This is a genomic window from Pseudoxanthomonas sp. P4_B2 (genome assembly GCF_056402315.1).
The window spans coordinates 677753-692053 of sequence record NZ_JBFUHQ010000002.1 but is presented as its reverse complement, the minus strand read 5'-3'; the positions used below and the strand labels follow the sequence as shown (position 1 = coordinate 692053).

General features: G+C 63.9%; 14 protein-coding genes. 8 read left to right on the top strand and 6 right to left on the bottom strand.

Annotated features, from left to right (window positions below):
- The first annotated feature begins 49 nt into the window (after positions 1–49).
- Entirely contained in the window at positions 50–1312 is a 1263-nt protein-coding gene (locus tag AC1DTQ_RS07610) for an amidohydrolase family protein (RefSeq protein WP_477848905.1), read from the top strand.
- A gap of 179 nt (positions 1313–1491) precedes the next feature.
- On the opposite strand, the gene AC1DTQ_RS07605 is transcribed toward AC1DTQ_RS07610, so the two are convergent.
- On the bottom strand, positions 1492–3096 hold the full coding sequence (locus AC1DTQ_RS07605) for a sensor domain-containing diguanylate cyclase (protein ID WP_477848904.1): 1605 nt from the start codon (positions 3094–3096) through the stop codon (positions 1492–1494).
- Between the two features lie 322 nt (positions 3097–3418).
- Here AC1DTQ_RS07605 and AC1DTQ_RS07600 point away from each other — a divergent pair, with 322 nt between their 5' ends.
- The 3 genes from AC1DTQ_RS07600 to AC1DTQ_RS07590 are packed head-to-tail and all read left to right on the top strand — an operon-like array spanning position 3419 to position 5481.
- The gene (locus AC1DTQ_RS07600) at positions 3419–4366 is read left to right on the top strand and encodes a DegV family protein (protein ID WP_310092495.1); all 948 of its coding nucleotides are present in this window, start codon (positions 3419–3421) and stop codon (positions 4364–4366) included.
- Positions 4367–4423: 57 nt separating this feature from the next.
- Positions 4424–4768: a hypothetical protein gene (locus AC1DTQ_RS07595; protein ID WP_477848903.1), complete on the top strand. Its 345-nt coding sequence runs from the start codon at positions 4424–4426 to the stop codon at positions 4766–4768.
- 32 nt (positions 4769–4800) lie between these two features.
- The gene (locus tag AC1DTQ_RS07590; protein ID WP_477848902.1) at positions 4801–5481 is read left to right on the top strand and encodes a Dph6-related ATP pyrophosphatase; all 681 of its coding nucleotides are present in this window, start codon (positions 4801–4803) and stop codon (positions 5479–5481) included.
- Positions 5482–5568: 87 nt separating this feature from the next.
- Here AC1DTQ_RS07590 and fghA read toward each other — a convergent pair whose 3' ends face one another.
- The 4 genes from fghA to AC1DTQ_RS07570 form a co-directional block, all read right to left on the bottom strand.
- Positions 5569–6405 (bottom strand): S-formylglutathione hydrolase, encoded by an 837-nt coding sequence (gene fghA / locus AC1DTQ_RS07585; RefSeq protein WP_477848901.1) that lies wholly within the window; start codon positions 6403–6405, stop codon positions 5569–5571.
- Between the two features lie 60 nt (positions 6406–6465).
- Positions 6466–7041, bottom strand: a complete 576-nt coding sequence (gene gfa / locus AC1DTQ_RS07580) for an S-(hydroxymethyl)glutathione synthase (RefSeq protein ID WP_477848900.1) — start codon at positions 7039–7041, stop codon at positions 6466–6468.
- Positions 7042–7118: 77 nt separating this feature from the next.
- Positions 7119–8228: an S-(hydroxymethyl)glutathione dehydrogenase/class III alcohol dehydrogenase gene (locus AC1DTQ_RS07575; RefSeq protein WP_477848899.1), complete on the bottom strand. Its 1110-nt coding sequence runs from the start codon at positions 8226–8228 to the stop codon at positions 7119–7121.
- Positions 8229–8390: 162 nt separating this feature from the next.
- The gene (locus AC1DTQ_RS07570) at positions 8391–9755 is read right to left on the bottom strand and encodes a glutamate--cysteine ligase (RefSeq protein WP_477848898.1); all 1365 of its coding nucleotides are present in this window, start codon (positions 9753–9755) and stop codon (positions 8391–8393) included.
- An 81-nt stretch (positions 9756–9836) separates the two neighbouring features.
- Here AC1DTQ_RS07570 and AC1DTQ_RS07565 point away from each other — a divergent pair, with 81 nt between their 5' ends.
- The 4 genes from AC1DTQ_RS07565 to AC1DTQ_RS07550 are packed head-to-tail and all read left to right on the top strand — an operon-like array spanning position 9837 to position 13280.
- Positions 9837–11456 (top strand): peptide ABC transporter substrate-binding protein, encoded by a 1620-nt coding sequence (locus AC1DTQ_RS07565; RefSeq protein WP_477848897.1) that lies wholly within the window; start codon positions 9837–9839, stop codon positions 11454–11456.
- Positions 11457–11472: 16 nt separating this feature from the next.
- The gene (locus tag AC1DTQ_RS07560) at positions 11473–12168 is read left to right on the top strand and encodes a VIT1/CCC1 transporter family protein (protein ID WP_477848896.1); all 696 of its coding nucleotides are present in this window, start codon (positions 11473–11475) and stop codon (positions 12166–12168) included.
- Positions 12169–12192: 24 nt separating this feature from the next.
- Positions 12193–12366 carry a hypothetical protein gene (locus AC1DTQ_RS07555; RefSeq protein WP_477848895.1) on the top strand — a complete coding sequence of 58 codons (174 nt, stop codon included), beginning with the start codon at positions 12193–12195 and terminating at the stop codon, positions 12364–12366.
- Positions 12363–13280: an ABC transporter permease subunit gene (locus tag AC1DTQ_RS07550; RefSeq protein WP_477848894.1), complete on the top strand. Its 918-nt coding sequence runs from the start codon at positions 12363–12365 to the stop codon at positions 13278–13280. The genes AC1DTQ_RS07555 and AC1DTQ_RS07550 overlap by 4 nt, the downstream gene beginning before the upstream one ends.
- A 7-nt stretch (positions 13281–13287) precedes the next feature.
- Here the strand turns inward: AC1DTQ_RS07550 and AC1DTQ_RS07545 are convergent, their stop codons facing one another.
- Entirely contained in the window at positions 13288–14289 is a 1002-nt protein-coding gene (locus AC1DTQ_RS07545; RefSeq protein ID WP_477848893.1) for a polysaccharide deacetylase family protein, read from the bottom strand.
- Positions 14290–14301: the final 12 nt, after the last annotated feature.

Genomic DNA, 14301 nt, shown 5'->3' with positions numbered 1-14301 from the left:
CAACGCAACGGCAACAGCAAGATCAAGATGGATCCCAGCGTTCGCTGGGATGACGACAAGGTTGTTTTCGGTTTCGGTCCTCGCCTTGCTATGCGCAAGCAATTCTTTCGCCCAAGATCTCCTCATCCGCCATGCCACCGTGCATACCGCTGGCGCCCACGGCACGCTGCAGAACGCCGACGTACTGGTGCAAGGCGGCGTTATCCGTGCGGTGGGCGTCGACCTGCAGGCGCCTGCTTCGGTCGGCGTGGTCGAAGCCAACGGCAAACCGCTGACTCCCGCTTTCTTCGGCGGCATCACCGAGATCGGCATCGAGGAAGTGTCGGGCGAAGCCGAAACGGTCGACAGTGCAGTGACCCTGGCCACTGACCAGCCGATGCGGCCCGAGTTCGACGTGACTCTTGCCTACAACCCGGAATCGGTACTGATCCCGGTGGCTCGCATGGAAGGATTGGGATTCACCCTACTCGGTGCCAATACGGGCGGTTCCTTCATCGCCGGACAGGGCGGTGTCGTGCGTTTGGATGGCGGCGCCGATCCGATCGGACCGCGCGTGCTGTTCGTGAAACTGGGTAGCGATGTGCTGGGCAAAAGCGGCAGTTCGCGGGCGGCGCAGTGGATGCTGCTGGACCAGATGGTCGGCGAAGCGCGTGGCCGTATCCCCGCCGATTCGCCGCACGCGCTGCTGACGCCTACCGGCCGCGCGGTGCTGGCCCGCTACCTGGCGGGCAACGGACGCATCGTGGTCAACGTGAACCGGGCGGCCGATATCCGCCAGCTGCTGCGCTGGGCGCAACGCGAGAACGTGCGCATCGCCATCGCCAGCGGAGTCGAGGCCTGGAAACTCGCCGGACAGATCGCTGCGGCGAAAGTGCCCGTCTTCGTCGATGCGCTGGCCGACCTCCCCGGCGACTTCGACCAGATCGGAGCGACCTTGGAGAACGCCGCACGTCTGCACGCGGCCGGCGTGGAAGTGAGCTTCGCGCAGTTCGGCGACGCCTCGCACAATGCGCGCAAGATCCGTCAATACGCGGGCAATGCGGTGGCCAATGGCCTGCCATGGGAAGCGGGGCTGCAAGGCCTGACCCGGGTGCCGGCGCGGGTGCTGGGCGTGGACGACAAGCTGGGCACGATCGCACCGGGCAAACTGGCCGATCTGGTGCTTTGGACTGGCGATCCGCTGGACGTAGCCAACGTCGCGAGCCAGTTGTGGCTGGGCGGGCGCGCCATCCCCATGCGCTCGCGCCAGACCGAACTGCGTGATCGCTATCTGCGCGCGGCCGGAGCGTTGCCGCGTGCGTATTCGCCCTGATCCATCACCTTCATCGCGCTTTTGCCTCCCCCTTTGAAAAAGGGGGATCGAGGGGGATTTGCTCTTGGCGCCAAAGCAAGATCAAGAGCAAATCCCCCGTTGCCCCCTTCTCAAAGGGGGCAAAGCAGCTTCACCGCGCACGCGCCAACATACGGTCGTGAGCAGCTGCCGAGCCAAGCTCAGACTGCCGCAGCTTCCAAGGTGGCCACGCGATTGCGTCCGCCATGCTTGGCGATGTACATCGCCCTGTCGGCGCGTTTGATCAGGGTCGCCACCGTATCGGCCGCGTTGCACTGGGTGACGCCGATGCTCACGGTGACTGCAACCGGCACGCCTTCCACTTCCTGGCATTGAGCCTGTATTTTCAGGCGCAGGTGCTCGGCCATGGCGATGGCGCGCGCGCTGTCGGCGCCAGGCAAGCCCAACACGAACTCCTCGCCGCCCAAACGTCCCAGATGGTCTCCGTACTGCAACTCTTCGCTCACCAGCCTTACCACCGCGCGCAGGCAGGCATCGCCTGAAGCGTGACCGAAACGATCGTTGACCTGCTTGAAATTATCCAAGTCCAGAAACAGCAGCGACAGCGGCAGGCCTTCACGGCGCGTATTGAGCACTGCCCAATCCAAACGATGTTCGATACCGCCGCGATTGAGCACGCCGGTCAGCCAATCGCGTTCGGCATGTTGCTGGGCGGTATCGCGTTCGCGGCGGAAGGTGAGCATGCGATCCGCCAGTCCGAGCGCCAGCACCACCGCGGTGAAAGCGAGCACCAGCGGCAAGCCGTATTGCAGCCACGGTTCGACGGGAATGCCCATGCTCAGTTGCACTGCGCGCGCGGTGCTGAAGAACACCAGCGGAACCCAAGCGATCAGGATGAAGCCCGCATGCCGCCCACCCCCACGCCAGGCTTTGTACAGGGCGATGATCGCCAGCAGGTTGGTGAGCAGGAACAGGGCATTGCCCATGTTCGGAAACCATTCCTTGCGCGCGGGCCAGGGCGATATCAGCAACAGCAGCAGCACCGCGGGAATGTAGATTCCCGCCCAGCGCATGGCCCGGCTCAGCCGCGGCACACGCAGCCGCAGGCCGGCGTAGTCCTGCAACATCCATACCGCGGCCATGGTCGACACCGTGGCGATGAACCAGATGCCCGGCGCGCCGAACACCGCCAGTGCGCGCAACCCCGGCAAAGCGTAGGCCTCCCCATACGAGCAGAGCAGAAACAGCATCTGCAGCGCCATGGTCGCTGAGTACAACAGATACACCCGCTCCCGCAGCATCGCCCAGAACAACAGCACGGTTAGCGAAACGCCCACCAGCACCCCTACCGCTAGCAGCAGGATCCGCACCTGGGTCAGGTCGTAGGCGATATGCCGGGTGCGTGGAACCACGGCCACCTGCAAGGGATAACGCGCACCTTCCACGTTGATGGTGACTGCACCGTCGCCGTGCAGCGGAAACACCAACGCATGCCGCGAGTACTGCGGATCCAGATCTTGATCGAACAGGGTCTGCACGACCGGTGCGGCCAGGCCAGGACCCTGCACGCTGACGCGCGCGCTGTACGGGTGGTAGACGAGCAACAATGGCTGGTCGATTCCCGCGACGGGCTGCAATCGCCATTGGCCGTTGCCGATGACCGAAGGCTTATGGGGATCGGCGATGAAATCGCGTTCGGCGAAGATGCCCGCATGCTGTTCGGAGGCAAGGCCGGCATCGGCGGCGAGAGGATCGATGCGCACGATGCCTCCCTCTTCGGCCTGGGCAGAGCAAAGCGCTGCCATGCACCATGCCATCCCCAGCAGCCACCGCTTGCTCATCTCGCCCCTTACTTGTCCGGCACCAGTGTCGATCTCAAGCACAACCATTAACAAGCTTTACGCACATATAAATGTGACTTACATCACATTTTATGTACGATTGAATGCCGTGAAAGCCACAATTACGGGCCTGGGCAAGACGCCCCGCCTTTTTGCTCAGGGCAGCGGGTGTCTGGAACAGCCAGAACGCGATAATGTGCAGAAGCTCACACTTCTGCAGCGCAGCAGGTTGCAGATTTGCGCTACGTTGCCGGGCTTGTTTGCGATGCATGCCGGGAGGGGCTTCATGCGCATTGGGATAGTGGTGGACTCCGCCTGCGATTTGCCGCAGGACTTCATTCAACAGAACGATATCGTGCTGCTGCCCATCACCGTGCGCATCGGCGATGCGGTGCTGGCCGATCACCGCGACGAGGAAGCCACCCTGAGCTTCCTGCACGCACACGTGGCTGAACGCGGCCACGAAGCGGAGACGACCCCGTTCACGGTCAACCAGATCCGCGACCTGTTCCTGAGCCGGCTGGTGATCGACTACGACCACGTCTACTGCATGACCATCACCAAGACGCGCAGCCCGATCCACGAGAACGCGATGCAGGCCAGCTTCGCCATCCTCAACGACTACAAGCCGGTGCGCCAGGCGGCGGGCCACAACTCGCCATTCGCGCTGCGCGTGATCGATACCCAGACCCTGTTCGCCGCGCAGGGCGTCACCGCGGTGGAAGCGGTACGCATGCGCGCCGCCGGCGCCAACGTGCAGCACATGCGCACCAAACTGGAATACCTGGCCTCCAACAGCCACGGCTACATGATCCCGCGCGACCTCTACTACCTGCGTGCCCGCGCGCGCACCAAGGGCGACCGCAGCGTAGGCTTGCTCAGCGTGGCGCTGGGCAGTGCGCTGGACATTAAGCCGGTGCTGCATGGCCATGCCGGCAAGACCGAGCCGGTGGCCAAGATCAAGGGATTCGAGAACGCGGTCGAGCAGATGTTCAAGTTCGCTGGCAACCGCGTCATCGCCGGCCTGCTGACGCCCACCGTCTGCCTGAGCTACGGCGGCGAACTCGGCGAGATGCGCGCGTTGCCCGGCTACGACCGGTTGCGCGACATCTGCGCCAACAACAACGTGGAAGTCTTCGAAAGCGTGATGAGCCTGACCGGTATGGTCAACGTGGGCAAGGGTGCGGTGGTGGTCGGCTTCGCCGCCGAACCGCATACCTTCAGCGTCTCGTAACGCCTGGCTAACGCGCAACGGCTAGGCTGATGGCGACCCTACGAGGATAGCCGCCGCATGCCGATCCGTTACTACATCAGCCTCAAGAATCCCGGGAAAGCGCGCGGCAACGATGCCGGTTTCAGTTTCACTGCGCACGGCGCCGACGAATTCGCCGCGCAACTGCAGGATGCGCTGCGCAGCGACGTATTCTTCCAGCGCTGGCGCGCCGCGCAGCCGGATCCGGATTCGGTCGATGCCGGCCTGGGCGCCAGCGACCCAGCGGCGACGGTAACCGGCGAACAGCACGACTTGCAGATCGATCTGATCGCGGTGACCTCGATCCCCGGCAGCGTGTTCAAGCATCGCCTGCGCCTGCTCGCCGGCAATGCGTGGGAGCTGCGCGACGTTTCTTCCGCCTGACCGGGTGCCTGCGCGATGACGGTTGAAGCGCGATGACGGTCGAGGCGGTGTTGTTGTCCTGGAGCGGCGGCAAGGATGCGGCCTGGGCCTTGCATCGCCTGCGGCAGTCCGGCGTGCCGGTGGCGGGACTGATAACCACGGTCACCGCCGGCTACGAACGCGTTTCCATGCAGGGAATCCGCCGGGAAATCCTGCATGCGCAGGCTATCGCCGCCGGACTGCCGCTGATCGAAGCGATGATTCCGCCGGCCTGCGACAACACGGTTTACGAAGCGGCGTTCGCCTCCGCGCTCCGGTCCGCGCGCGAGCGCTGGCCGCGTGCGTTGTCCATCGCCTTCGGCGATCTGTTCCTGCAGGACATCCGCGATTACCGCGTGGCGATGTGCGCGTCGCTGGGCTGGCGGGTGCTGACGCCCTTGTTCGGCAGCGATACCGCAGTGCTGGCGCGGGAGATGCAGGCGGGCGGATTGCAGGCGGCGATCTGTTGCGTGGATACCCAACAACTGTCCGCCGACTTCGCCGGACGCGATTTCGATGCGGCGTTGCTGGACGCGTTGCCGGCGGAGGTGGATCCCTGCGGCGAGAACGGCGAGTTCCACACCTGCGTGCATGCAGGGCCGATGTTCTCGCATCCACTGGCCGTCGCGCGTGGGGAGACCGTGTTGCGCGACGAACGTTTCGCCTACACCGACTTCAGCCTCGCGCCCGCGTAGGAACCTGTAGGAGCGACGCGAGTCGCGAAGCTCTCGGCCTTTCACCTTCATTAGCTTCGCGACTCGCGTCGCTCCTACCACTTCGAATCAGGTTTTCAGGGCCTTCGCGTGGTGGGCGATATGTTCACCGATGAAGCTTCCGATAAAGTAGTAGCTGTGGTCGTAGCCGGACTGCAGGCGCAGTTCGAGTGGATGATCCACGGCCGCGCAGGCAGCCTGTAACAACTCAGGCTTCAATTGGACGGCCAAGAATTCATCGGCATCGCCCTGATCCACCAACAATGGCAGGCGTTCGGATGCACCGGCGACCAGGGCGGCGGCATCCCATGCTTTCCAGGCTTCGCGATCTTCGCCGAGGTAGGCGGTGAACGCCTTTTCGCCCCACGGCACCCGGGTAGGCGCCACGATCGGCGAAAATGCCGACACGCTGCGATAGCGACCGGGATTCTTCAACGCCGCGATCAGCGCGCCGTGGCCGCCCATCGAATGTCCGCTGATGGCACGTGCATCGGTCGTCGGGAAATTCGCCTCGATCAAAGCCGGCAGTTCGGAGACGACATAGTCGTACATCCGGTAATGCTTGGACCAGGGCGCCTGCATGGCGTTGACGTAGAAGCCCGCACCCTTGCCCAGGTCGTAACCGTCCGCATCGGCGACGTCCTCGCCGCGCGGGCTGGTGTCGGGTGCGACCAGGATCAGGCCATGCTCTGCGGCATAGCGCTGCGCCCCGGCCTTGGTGATGAAGTTCTGCTCGGTGCAGGTCAGGCCGGAGAGCCAATACAGCACCGGAAGTTTTTGCGTCTGGGACTGCGGCGGCAGGTAGACGGCGAAGTTCATTTCGCAGCCGAGCGCTACGGAACGGTGCCGATAAACGTCCTGCCAGCCGCCGAAGCAGGCGCGGTGTTCTATGCGTTCAAGAGTCATGTGTTTTCCGGTGGTTCCTTCCTCCCGGGAAGAAGGAACCGGTTGAGCGCTTGCGCGGTTTCACGAAGCCAGCACGCCGCGCAACTTGGCTACTTGGGTGGAAAGGGCGTCCATGAGGGCCGGCGAAAGGCAGTCGTAGGGCTCCAGGCCTAGTTCGCGCAGGCGCGCACGCACGGCGGCCATCTGCGCCGGCGGGGTACCCGTTTCGATAATCGAGGACACGAACGCCGCAAAACCCGGCGCCGACCAGCCGGTTTGCGGCGACAACTCGGTATGGATGAAGTCCAGACCGTGGAAGGCGTGCTCTGGGTTCTCGATGCGGCCGAACATATGCACGCCGCAACCGCTACAGGCATGGCGCTGGATCGTCGCCTTATCGTCGACGACCTTCAGCTTCTGCGCATTGGCGGTGACGGCCACCTTGTCCCGCGGCACCACGGCGACGACCGAGAACGTGGCGCCCTTCGGCTTCCAGCATTTGCTGCAACCGCAGGCATGGTTGTGGGCGGTTTGCGCGTCCACCTTGACGGTGACCTGGTCCTGCGCGCAATGGCAGGCCAACGTGCCTCCTGCGAAATCGTCGTCGCCCGCCTTGATGCCCTTATCTACTGAGGGATGAATCGTAACTGTGCTCATGGTGACCCTCCGGTCCGGATACCACCGACTACAAGAAGGCGCGGAGCGTCCGCGCGACGCCCCTGTTGCGAGCTCTGTCAGAAATGGATGACCGTGCGGATCGACTTGCCTTCGTGCATCAGATCGAACGCTTCGTTGATCTGGTCAAGCGGCAGGTTGTGGGTGATGAAGGGATCCAGGTCGATCTCGCCGCGCATCGACTGCTCGACCATGCCCGGCAACTGCGTTCGTCCCTTCACTCCGCCGAAAGCGCTGCCGCGCCACACGCGGCCGGTCACCAGCTGGAACGGACGCGTGCTGATCTCCTGTCCCGCGCCAGCCACGCCGATGATGACGCTCTCGCCCCAGCCCTTGTGGCAGCACTCCAGCGCTGAACGCATGACGTTGACGTTGCCGATGCATTCGAAACTGAAATCCACGCCGCCGTCGGTCAGTTCGACGATGACGTCTTGGATCGGCTTGTCGTAGTCCTTCGGGTTCAGCGTGTCGGTAGCGCCCATCGCCTTGGCGAGCTCGAACTTGCCAGGATTGGTATCGATCGCCACGATCCGCCCGGCTTTCGCCTGCACCGCGCCCTGAATGACCGCCAGGCCGATCCCACCGAGCCCAAACACCGCGACGCTATCGCCTGCCTTCACCTTGGCCGTGTTGTGCACCGCCCCAATCCCGGTGGTGACGCCGCAACCGAGCAGACAGACCTTCTCCAGCGGCGCTTCGGGATTCACCACCGCCAGCGAGATCTCGTTGACTACGGTGTACTCGCTGAAAGTGCTGCAGCCCATGTAGTGGAAGATCGGCTGACCGTTGTAGGAGAAGCGCGAAGTGCCGTCCGGCATCAAGCCCTTGCCCTGAGTGGCGCGCACCGCCTGGCATAGGTTGGTCTTGCCGGATAGGCAGAACTTGCACTTGCGGCATTCGGCCGTGTACAGCGGAATGACATGGTCGCCCACCTTGACGCTGGTGACGCCCTCGCCGATGGCTTCGACGATGCCACCGCCTTCATGGCCCAGCACCGAGGGGAAGATGCCCTCCGGATCGTCGCCGCTCAGGGTGAAGGCATCGGTGTGGCAGACGCCGGTATGGGTGATGCGCACCAGCACTTCGCCGGCGCGCGGCGATTCCACGTCGATCTCGACGATCTGCAGGGGTTCGCCTGCGGCGAAAGCGACGGCGGCACGTGATTTCATCGGGGGAACTCCAGGAATGCGACCGGAGCATTTTAGCCCCAAGGCGACTCCCGGGCGCTGGATGCGGGTAGGGCGGTAGGAGCGGGTAGGAGCGACGTAAGTCGCGAAGGGTCTTTCCTATGAAATTCTCTTTGCGACTTACGTCGCCCCTACGACGGCTGCTTAGTAGGCGAACTCGCGGAACACGCGGTCTATGTCGCCGTTCCATTGGCCATGGAACAGGGCCAGTTTGCGCTCGGCCGGGGTTTCGTTGGCCTCGGCGAATTCGATTAACGGATCGAGGAAGCCGGTTTCGTCGCTGCCCTTGCTGTTGAGCACGGCGCGGCGCTGCAGGCCGTGCGCGGAGATCTTCAGCGCAGCCATGGCCAGATCACGCAACGTACCGCCGCGGAACGGAAGTTTCAGCGCATGCTTCGGCACGCCATCGCGCAAGGCGTTGCGCTCTTCCAAGCTGAAATCCTTGACCAGGTCCCACGCCGCATCCAGCGCGGTCTGGTCGTACAGCAGGCCGACCCAGAACGCGGGCAATGCGCACAACCTTCCCCAAGGACCGCCATCGGCGCCGCGCATCTCCAGGAATTTCTTCATGCGCACTTCCGGGAACGCGGTAGTCATGTGGTCGGACCAGTCGGTCATGGTGGGCCGCGCGCCCGGCAACGCGGGCAGCTTGCCGGCTAAGAAATCGCGGAAGCTCTGACCGGAGCAATCTATGTACTCGCCGTTGCGGTAGCTGAAGTACATGGGCACATCGAGCAGGTAATCGACGTAGCGTTCGTAGCCGAAGCCGTCTTCGAACACGAAGTCGAGCATGCCGGTGCGGTCCGGATCGGTGTCGGTCCAGATGTGCGAGCGGTAGCTCTGATAGCCGTTGGGTTTGCCTTCGGTGAACGGCGAATCGGCGAACAGCGCAGTGGCGATGGGTTGCAGCGCCAGCGACACGCGGAATTTCTTCACCATGTCCGCCTCGCTGGAGAAATCCAGATTGACCTGCACGGTGCAGGTGCGTTTCATCATGTCCAGGCCCAGCTTGCCGACCTTGGGCATGTAGTTGCGCATGATCTGGTAGCGGCCCTTGGGCATCCACGGCATCTCATCGCGCGTCCACTTAGGCTGGAAGCCCATGCCCAGGAAACCGAGCTGCAGTTCGTCGGCGACGGTCTTCACTTCCTTCAGATGGGTGCCGACTTCGCTGCAGGTCTGGTGGATGTTCTCCAGCATGCCGCCGGACAGTTCCAGCTGACCGGCCGGTTCCAGGGTGACCGAGGCGCCGTCGCGTAACAGCGCGATGACTTTGCCGTGCTCTTCCACCGGTTCCCAACCGAAGCGGGTCAGCCCCTTCAACAATGCTTCGATACCGCGCTCGCCTTCGAAGCCGGGCGGGCGCAGATCATCGAGCTGAAAACCGAACTTCTCGTGCTCGGTGCCGATGCGCCATTGCGACTTCGGCTTTTCGCCCGAGGCGATGTAGTCGACCAGTTGGCTGCGGTCGGTGATCGGCGTACCCGCAACATGGCTGGGACTGGACAAGGGCGGATACTCTGCGTCGGAGACTAGGTAATGTTGGGCCGTTGCCCTGACATCGCAAGGTCCGCACTATATCCTGAGCCGATGCGCCTGATCGTTGCCGCCCTGTTGCTTCTGTGTTCCGCCAATGCCGTAGCGCAGGCCGCTTCGCCGCTTCAACTGGAGCACCAACCGGAGCGCGCTCAGCTGGAGCACGCTCAGCTGGAGCGCGGCAACGGACCCGAACCCAGCACGCTCGATGCGCACCGTTGCCAGGAAGTCTCTTGCGGCAACGTGCTTCGCGACCTCTACGAAGGGCTGGTGACCGAGGACTCCGCAGGAAGGTTGATTCCGGGCATCGCCGAACGCTGGGAGGTGTCGGCCGACGGCCGCACCTGGACTTTCCACTTGCGCGAAGGCTTGCGCTGGTCGAATGGCGAACCGCTGGATGCACCACAGGTGGTGGCGAGTTTCCGTCGTGCCTTCGCGCCGAAGACGGCGGCGCCCTTCGCCGAGTTGTTCGACGCGCTTAGCAACGCGCAGGCCGTGCAGGCCGGCAAGCTCGCGCCCGAAGCCCTGGGCGTGGCAGCGCCCGATGCGCGTCGGGTCGTATTCACCCTGAGCCGCAGCGCGGCCTTGCCTGCGCTACTGACACTGCCCATCGCGTTTCCGATCTACTTGCCAGCGGTGGAGAAATACGGCGCGCAACACACGCTTCCTGGCCGGCTAGTCGGCAACGGCGCCTATCGGTTGCTCGCATGGACGCCGCAGGCCAACCTGACCCTGGAGCGCAACGCGCGATTCCACGATGCGGCCAACGTGTCGATCCAGCGCGTGCGATTCCAGGTAACCGAAGATGCGTCGGCCGAACTGCAGCGTTTCGCCGCCGGCGATCTGCACTTCACCGAGACGGTGCCGCCGCAACCGCTGGACGTATTGCGGAAACGTTTCGGAGGCCAGTTGCGCATTTCTCCCTATCTGGGCGCCTTCTGGCTGGGGATGAATCTTTCCAAGCCGCCTTTCAGGAACAATCCCGCCCTGCGCGAGGCGCTGTCGCTGGCGGTGGATCGCGACAAGCTCACTCGTTACGTCACCGGCTTGGGCGAGCAACCTGCGTATGGATTGGTGCCCTCCGGAATTCCCGGGTATACCGGCGCCCGGACTACGTGGGCGAACGCCACCCAGGCGCAACGGGAGGCGCGCGCTAAGGCGCTGTATCGCGCCGCCGGCTATTCGACCGACCGACCGCTGGTGCTGGAGTTCCGCTACAACACTTCTACGCCGCACCGGCGCATGGCGTTGGCGGTAGCGTCGATGTGGCGCGACGTACTCGGCATCCAAGTGCGGCTGCGCAACGAGGAATGGAAGGTGTTCGTGCAGAACCGCAAGCAACGGGTGATCACTCAGGTGTTCCGTGGCGGCTGGGTGGGCGATGTGGTGGATGCGCGCAACTTCCTGGCCGCGTTCGGCAACGACGGGCCGCTCAACTGGACCGGCTACGACCAAGCGGCCTTCCGCGAACGACTGACCAAGGCCGATGCAGCGAAGACCGAGACCGCACGCAATGCCTGGTTGCACGCGGCGGAGCAGAAGCTTCTGAACGACCAAGCGACGATACCGCTGTACTTCTATACCTCCAAACATCTGGTCAGGCCGGAAGTGCTCGGCTTCGAACCGAATCCGCTCGACCGCCATGCCTCGCGCTGGTTACGCTGGCGCGACTGAGGGAAGCGGAGCACGCATGCGCGCCAGACACCGGGAAGTGCACCGCTCCAATCGAGCCGGCTGGCTGCGCGCGGCGGTGCTGGGCGCCAACGACGGCATCGTTTCCGTGGCCGGACTGGTGGTGGGCGTGGCCGCGAGCGGCGCAAGCCACACCACCGTACTGATGAGCGGCGTGGCTGGGCTGGTGGCTGGCGCCATGTCCATGGCCGCGGGCGAATACGTTTCGGTGCAGTCGCAGGCGGATACGGAAAAGGCCGATTTGCTGCAGGAAAAACAGGAGCTGGCCGAGGATCCGCACACCGAACTGGCCGAGCTTGCGCACATCTATGTTCGTCGCGGGCTGACTCACGCGCTTGCGCAGCAAGTCGCCGAGCAACTGACCGCGCACGACGCCCTGGGCGCGCACGCACGCGATGAGCTGGGCATCACCGATACTTTGCGCGCGCGTCCGGTGCAGGCGGCCATGGCTTCGGCGGCGGCGTTCACTGTGGGCGCGCTGGTGCCGCTCGCGGCGGTGCTGCTGACTTCGGACCAATACGTGAGCGTGGTGACTATCGCGGTCACGCTGATCAGCCTTTTCATCTCCGGCGCTTTGGCCGCCTATGCGGGCGGAGCGCTATTGGTGCGCGGGGCGTTGCGCGTGGGCTTCTGGGGAGCGATGGCGATGGCGGCTTCGTACTTGATCGGCAACTTGTTCGATGTGCGCGTGTAGTGCGTAACGACGCAGAAATAAAACATGACGCGCTCGAACCCCGACCCCTCAGATATCGTCATCCCGGCACCGAACTGCGCCTTCTGGCGCAGCGAGACCGAGATCCATCCCAACGCTGCATTGATCCGACCGCGAGCACATGGCAGCGACCGCAGGTTGGATCCCGACCTTCGCCGGGATGACGAGATGATTTTGTGAAGCGTCTCCTCTCCCGCTTGCTCGAGGCTTTCATAACTTTGTGGCTGCTGGCGACCCTGTGCTTCGTCCTGCTGCGTGCCGCGCCCGGCGGCCCGTTCGACACCGAAAAATCCGCGCCGCCGGAAGTACGGGCCGCGCTAGCCGCGCAATACCGGCTGGACCAACCCCTTATCGCGCAATACGGCGCCTGGCTGGGCGATGTGCTGCGCGGCGATCTGGGTCCCTCTTTCCAATATCCGGATTACACCATCAACCAGCTTATCGCTCAGGCCTTGCCGGTGTCCGCACTCAACGGCGGCCTTGCTCTGTTGCTGGCGTTGGCGCTTGGAATTCCACTGGGCGTTTTCGCGGCGCTGCGGGCGGGCCAGTGGATCGATCGCGGCCTGATGCTGCTGGCCGGACTGGGGCTGGCGATCCCGAAGTTCGTCGCCGCGCCGCTGCTTGTGTTGCTGTTCGCGGTGACCCTGCACTGGCTGCCGGCCGGCGGCTGGGGCGAATGGAAGAATCTGGTGCTGCCGGTGATCGCACTGGCCCTGCCCAACATCGCCTATTGCGCGCGCCTGACTCGCGTCTCGATGCTGGAAACCCTTTCCGCCGACTATCTGCGCGCGGCGCGCGCGCGCGGATTCTCGGAGACGCGCCTGTTGTTCTCGCACGCATTGAAACCCGCGTTGCTGCCGGTGGTGGCGTGGCTGTCGCCGGCGCTGATCAATGTGGTGACCGGCTCTGCGGTGGTGGAACAGGTGTTCGGCATCCCCGGTATGGGACGTTATTTCGTGCAAGGCGCCTTGAACCGCGACTACACCCTGGTGCTGGGCGTGGTGCTGGTGGTGGGCGCGCTGATCGTAGCGATCAACACGGGCGTGGATGCGCTGCGCGGATGGATGGATCCGCGACTGGAGAACGACGCGTAGCCCCGGCCTACTCCGACTCCACGTCGGCCAAGTCCATCACCCACTTCGGTACGACGGGTTCCCCGGCATAGAACTCTTTCGGTTTCTTCTCCGCCATCGCCCAGCGGTGCAGCCAGCTCGGGCCATAACGCCCTTCGTACCCGTCCGCATGCGAATACGCAGGGTCGCGCAAGGCCTCTTCCAGGCTGACGAAGCGATAGCCACGACGACGCGTGGCCTCGACCAGTGTCGCGAAACAATCCGCATTGAGTTCGTTGGCATGCATCAGCCAAACCTGCGGCAACGCATAGCCCAGCAGCTGGATGGATTGCGCTTCGTAGTAGTCCAGTTTGTTGAGCATGTACGGCACGTAGCCCAGGCGCAGGCGCGAGAGCAAGTCTTCCCGCTCGGGCGAATCCGGCTGCGCATTCATCACGTTGGCATAGGCGAACGCCCACACCCATTCGCCGTTGTCGACGGTAACTGGTGCAATACGATAGCTGTGCGCTTGCAGAAAGGAGGCTACTTTCGCTTTTTCTTCCGTGGTACGGCCGGCGCGGAGGTAGGGATGCCGAAACCAACGCGGCACCTGCCCGCGTTCGGCCAGCAACGGTCGTAGCTGGCGCTCGCCATCGAGGATTTCCTTCTCGAAAGCGGCAACTCCCACCTCGTTGATATCGGCATGCGAATAGGTGTGGTTGCCCAGTTCGTAACCGGCGTCGAGCCAGTCCTTCAGCATCGCCACGCGCTGGGGATCGACCTTGCCGTCGACCTCCAGCTTGTTCTCGTTGACGAAACCGACAACGGGCACGGCCGCCTGTTTCAATGCCGCGATCAGCCGTTCATGGCGCGCCTGCAGGTCAAGCGGGATGATCCCGTCCAGCCGCGCCCATGGCAGGTCGTCGATGGTGACGGCGATGCGGCGGTCGGTTGCGTCGGTTGCGTCGGTTGCGTCGGTTGCGTCGGCTGCAGATGCGGCGTGCGCGGGCAGCCCCGCACAGATCCAGAACAAGAGAAGGAAGAGCCGCATCGTGAGGTGTCT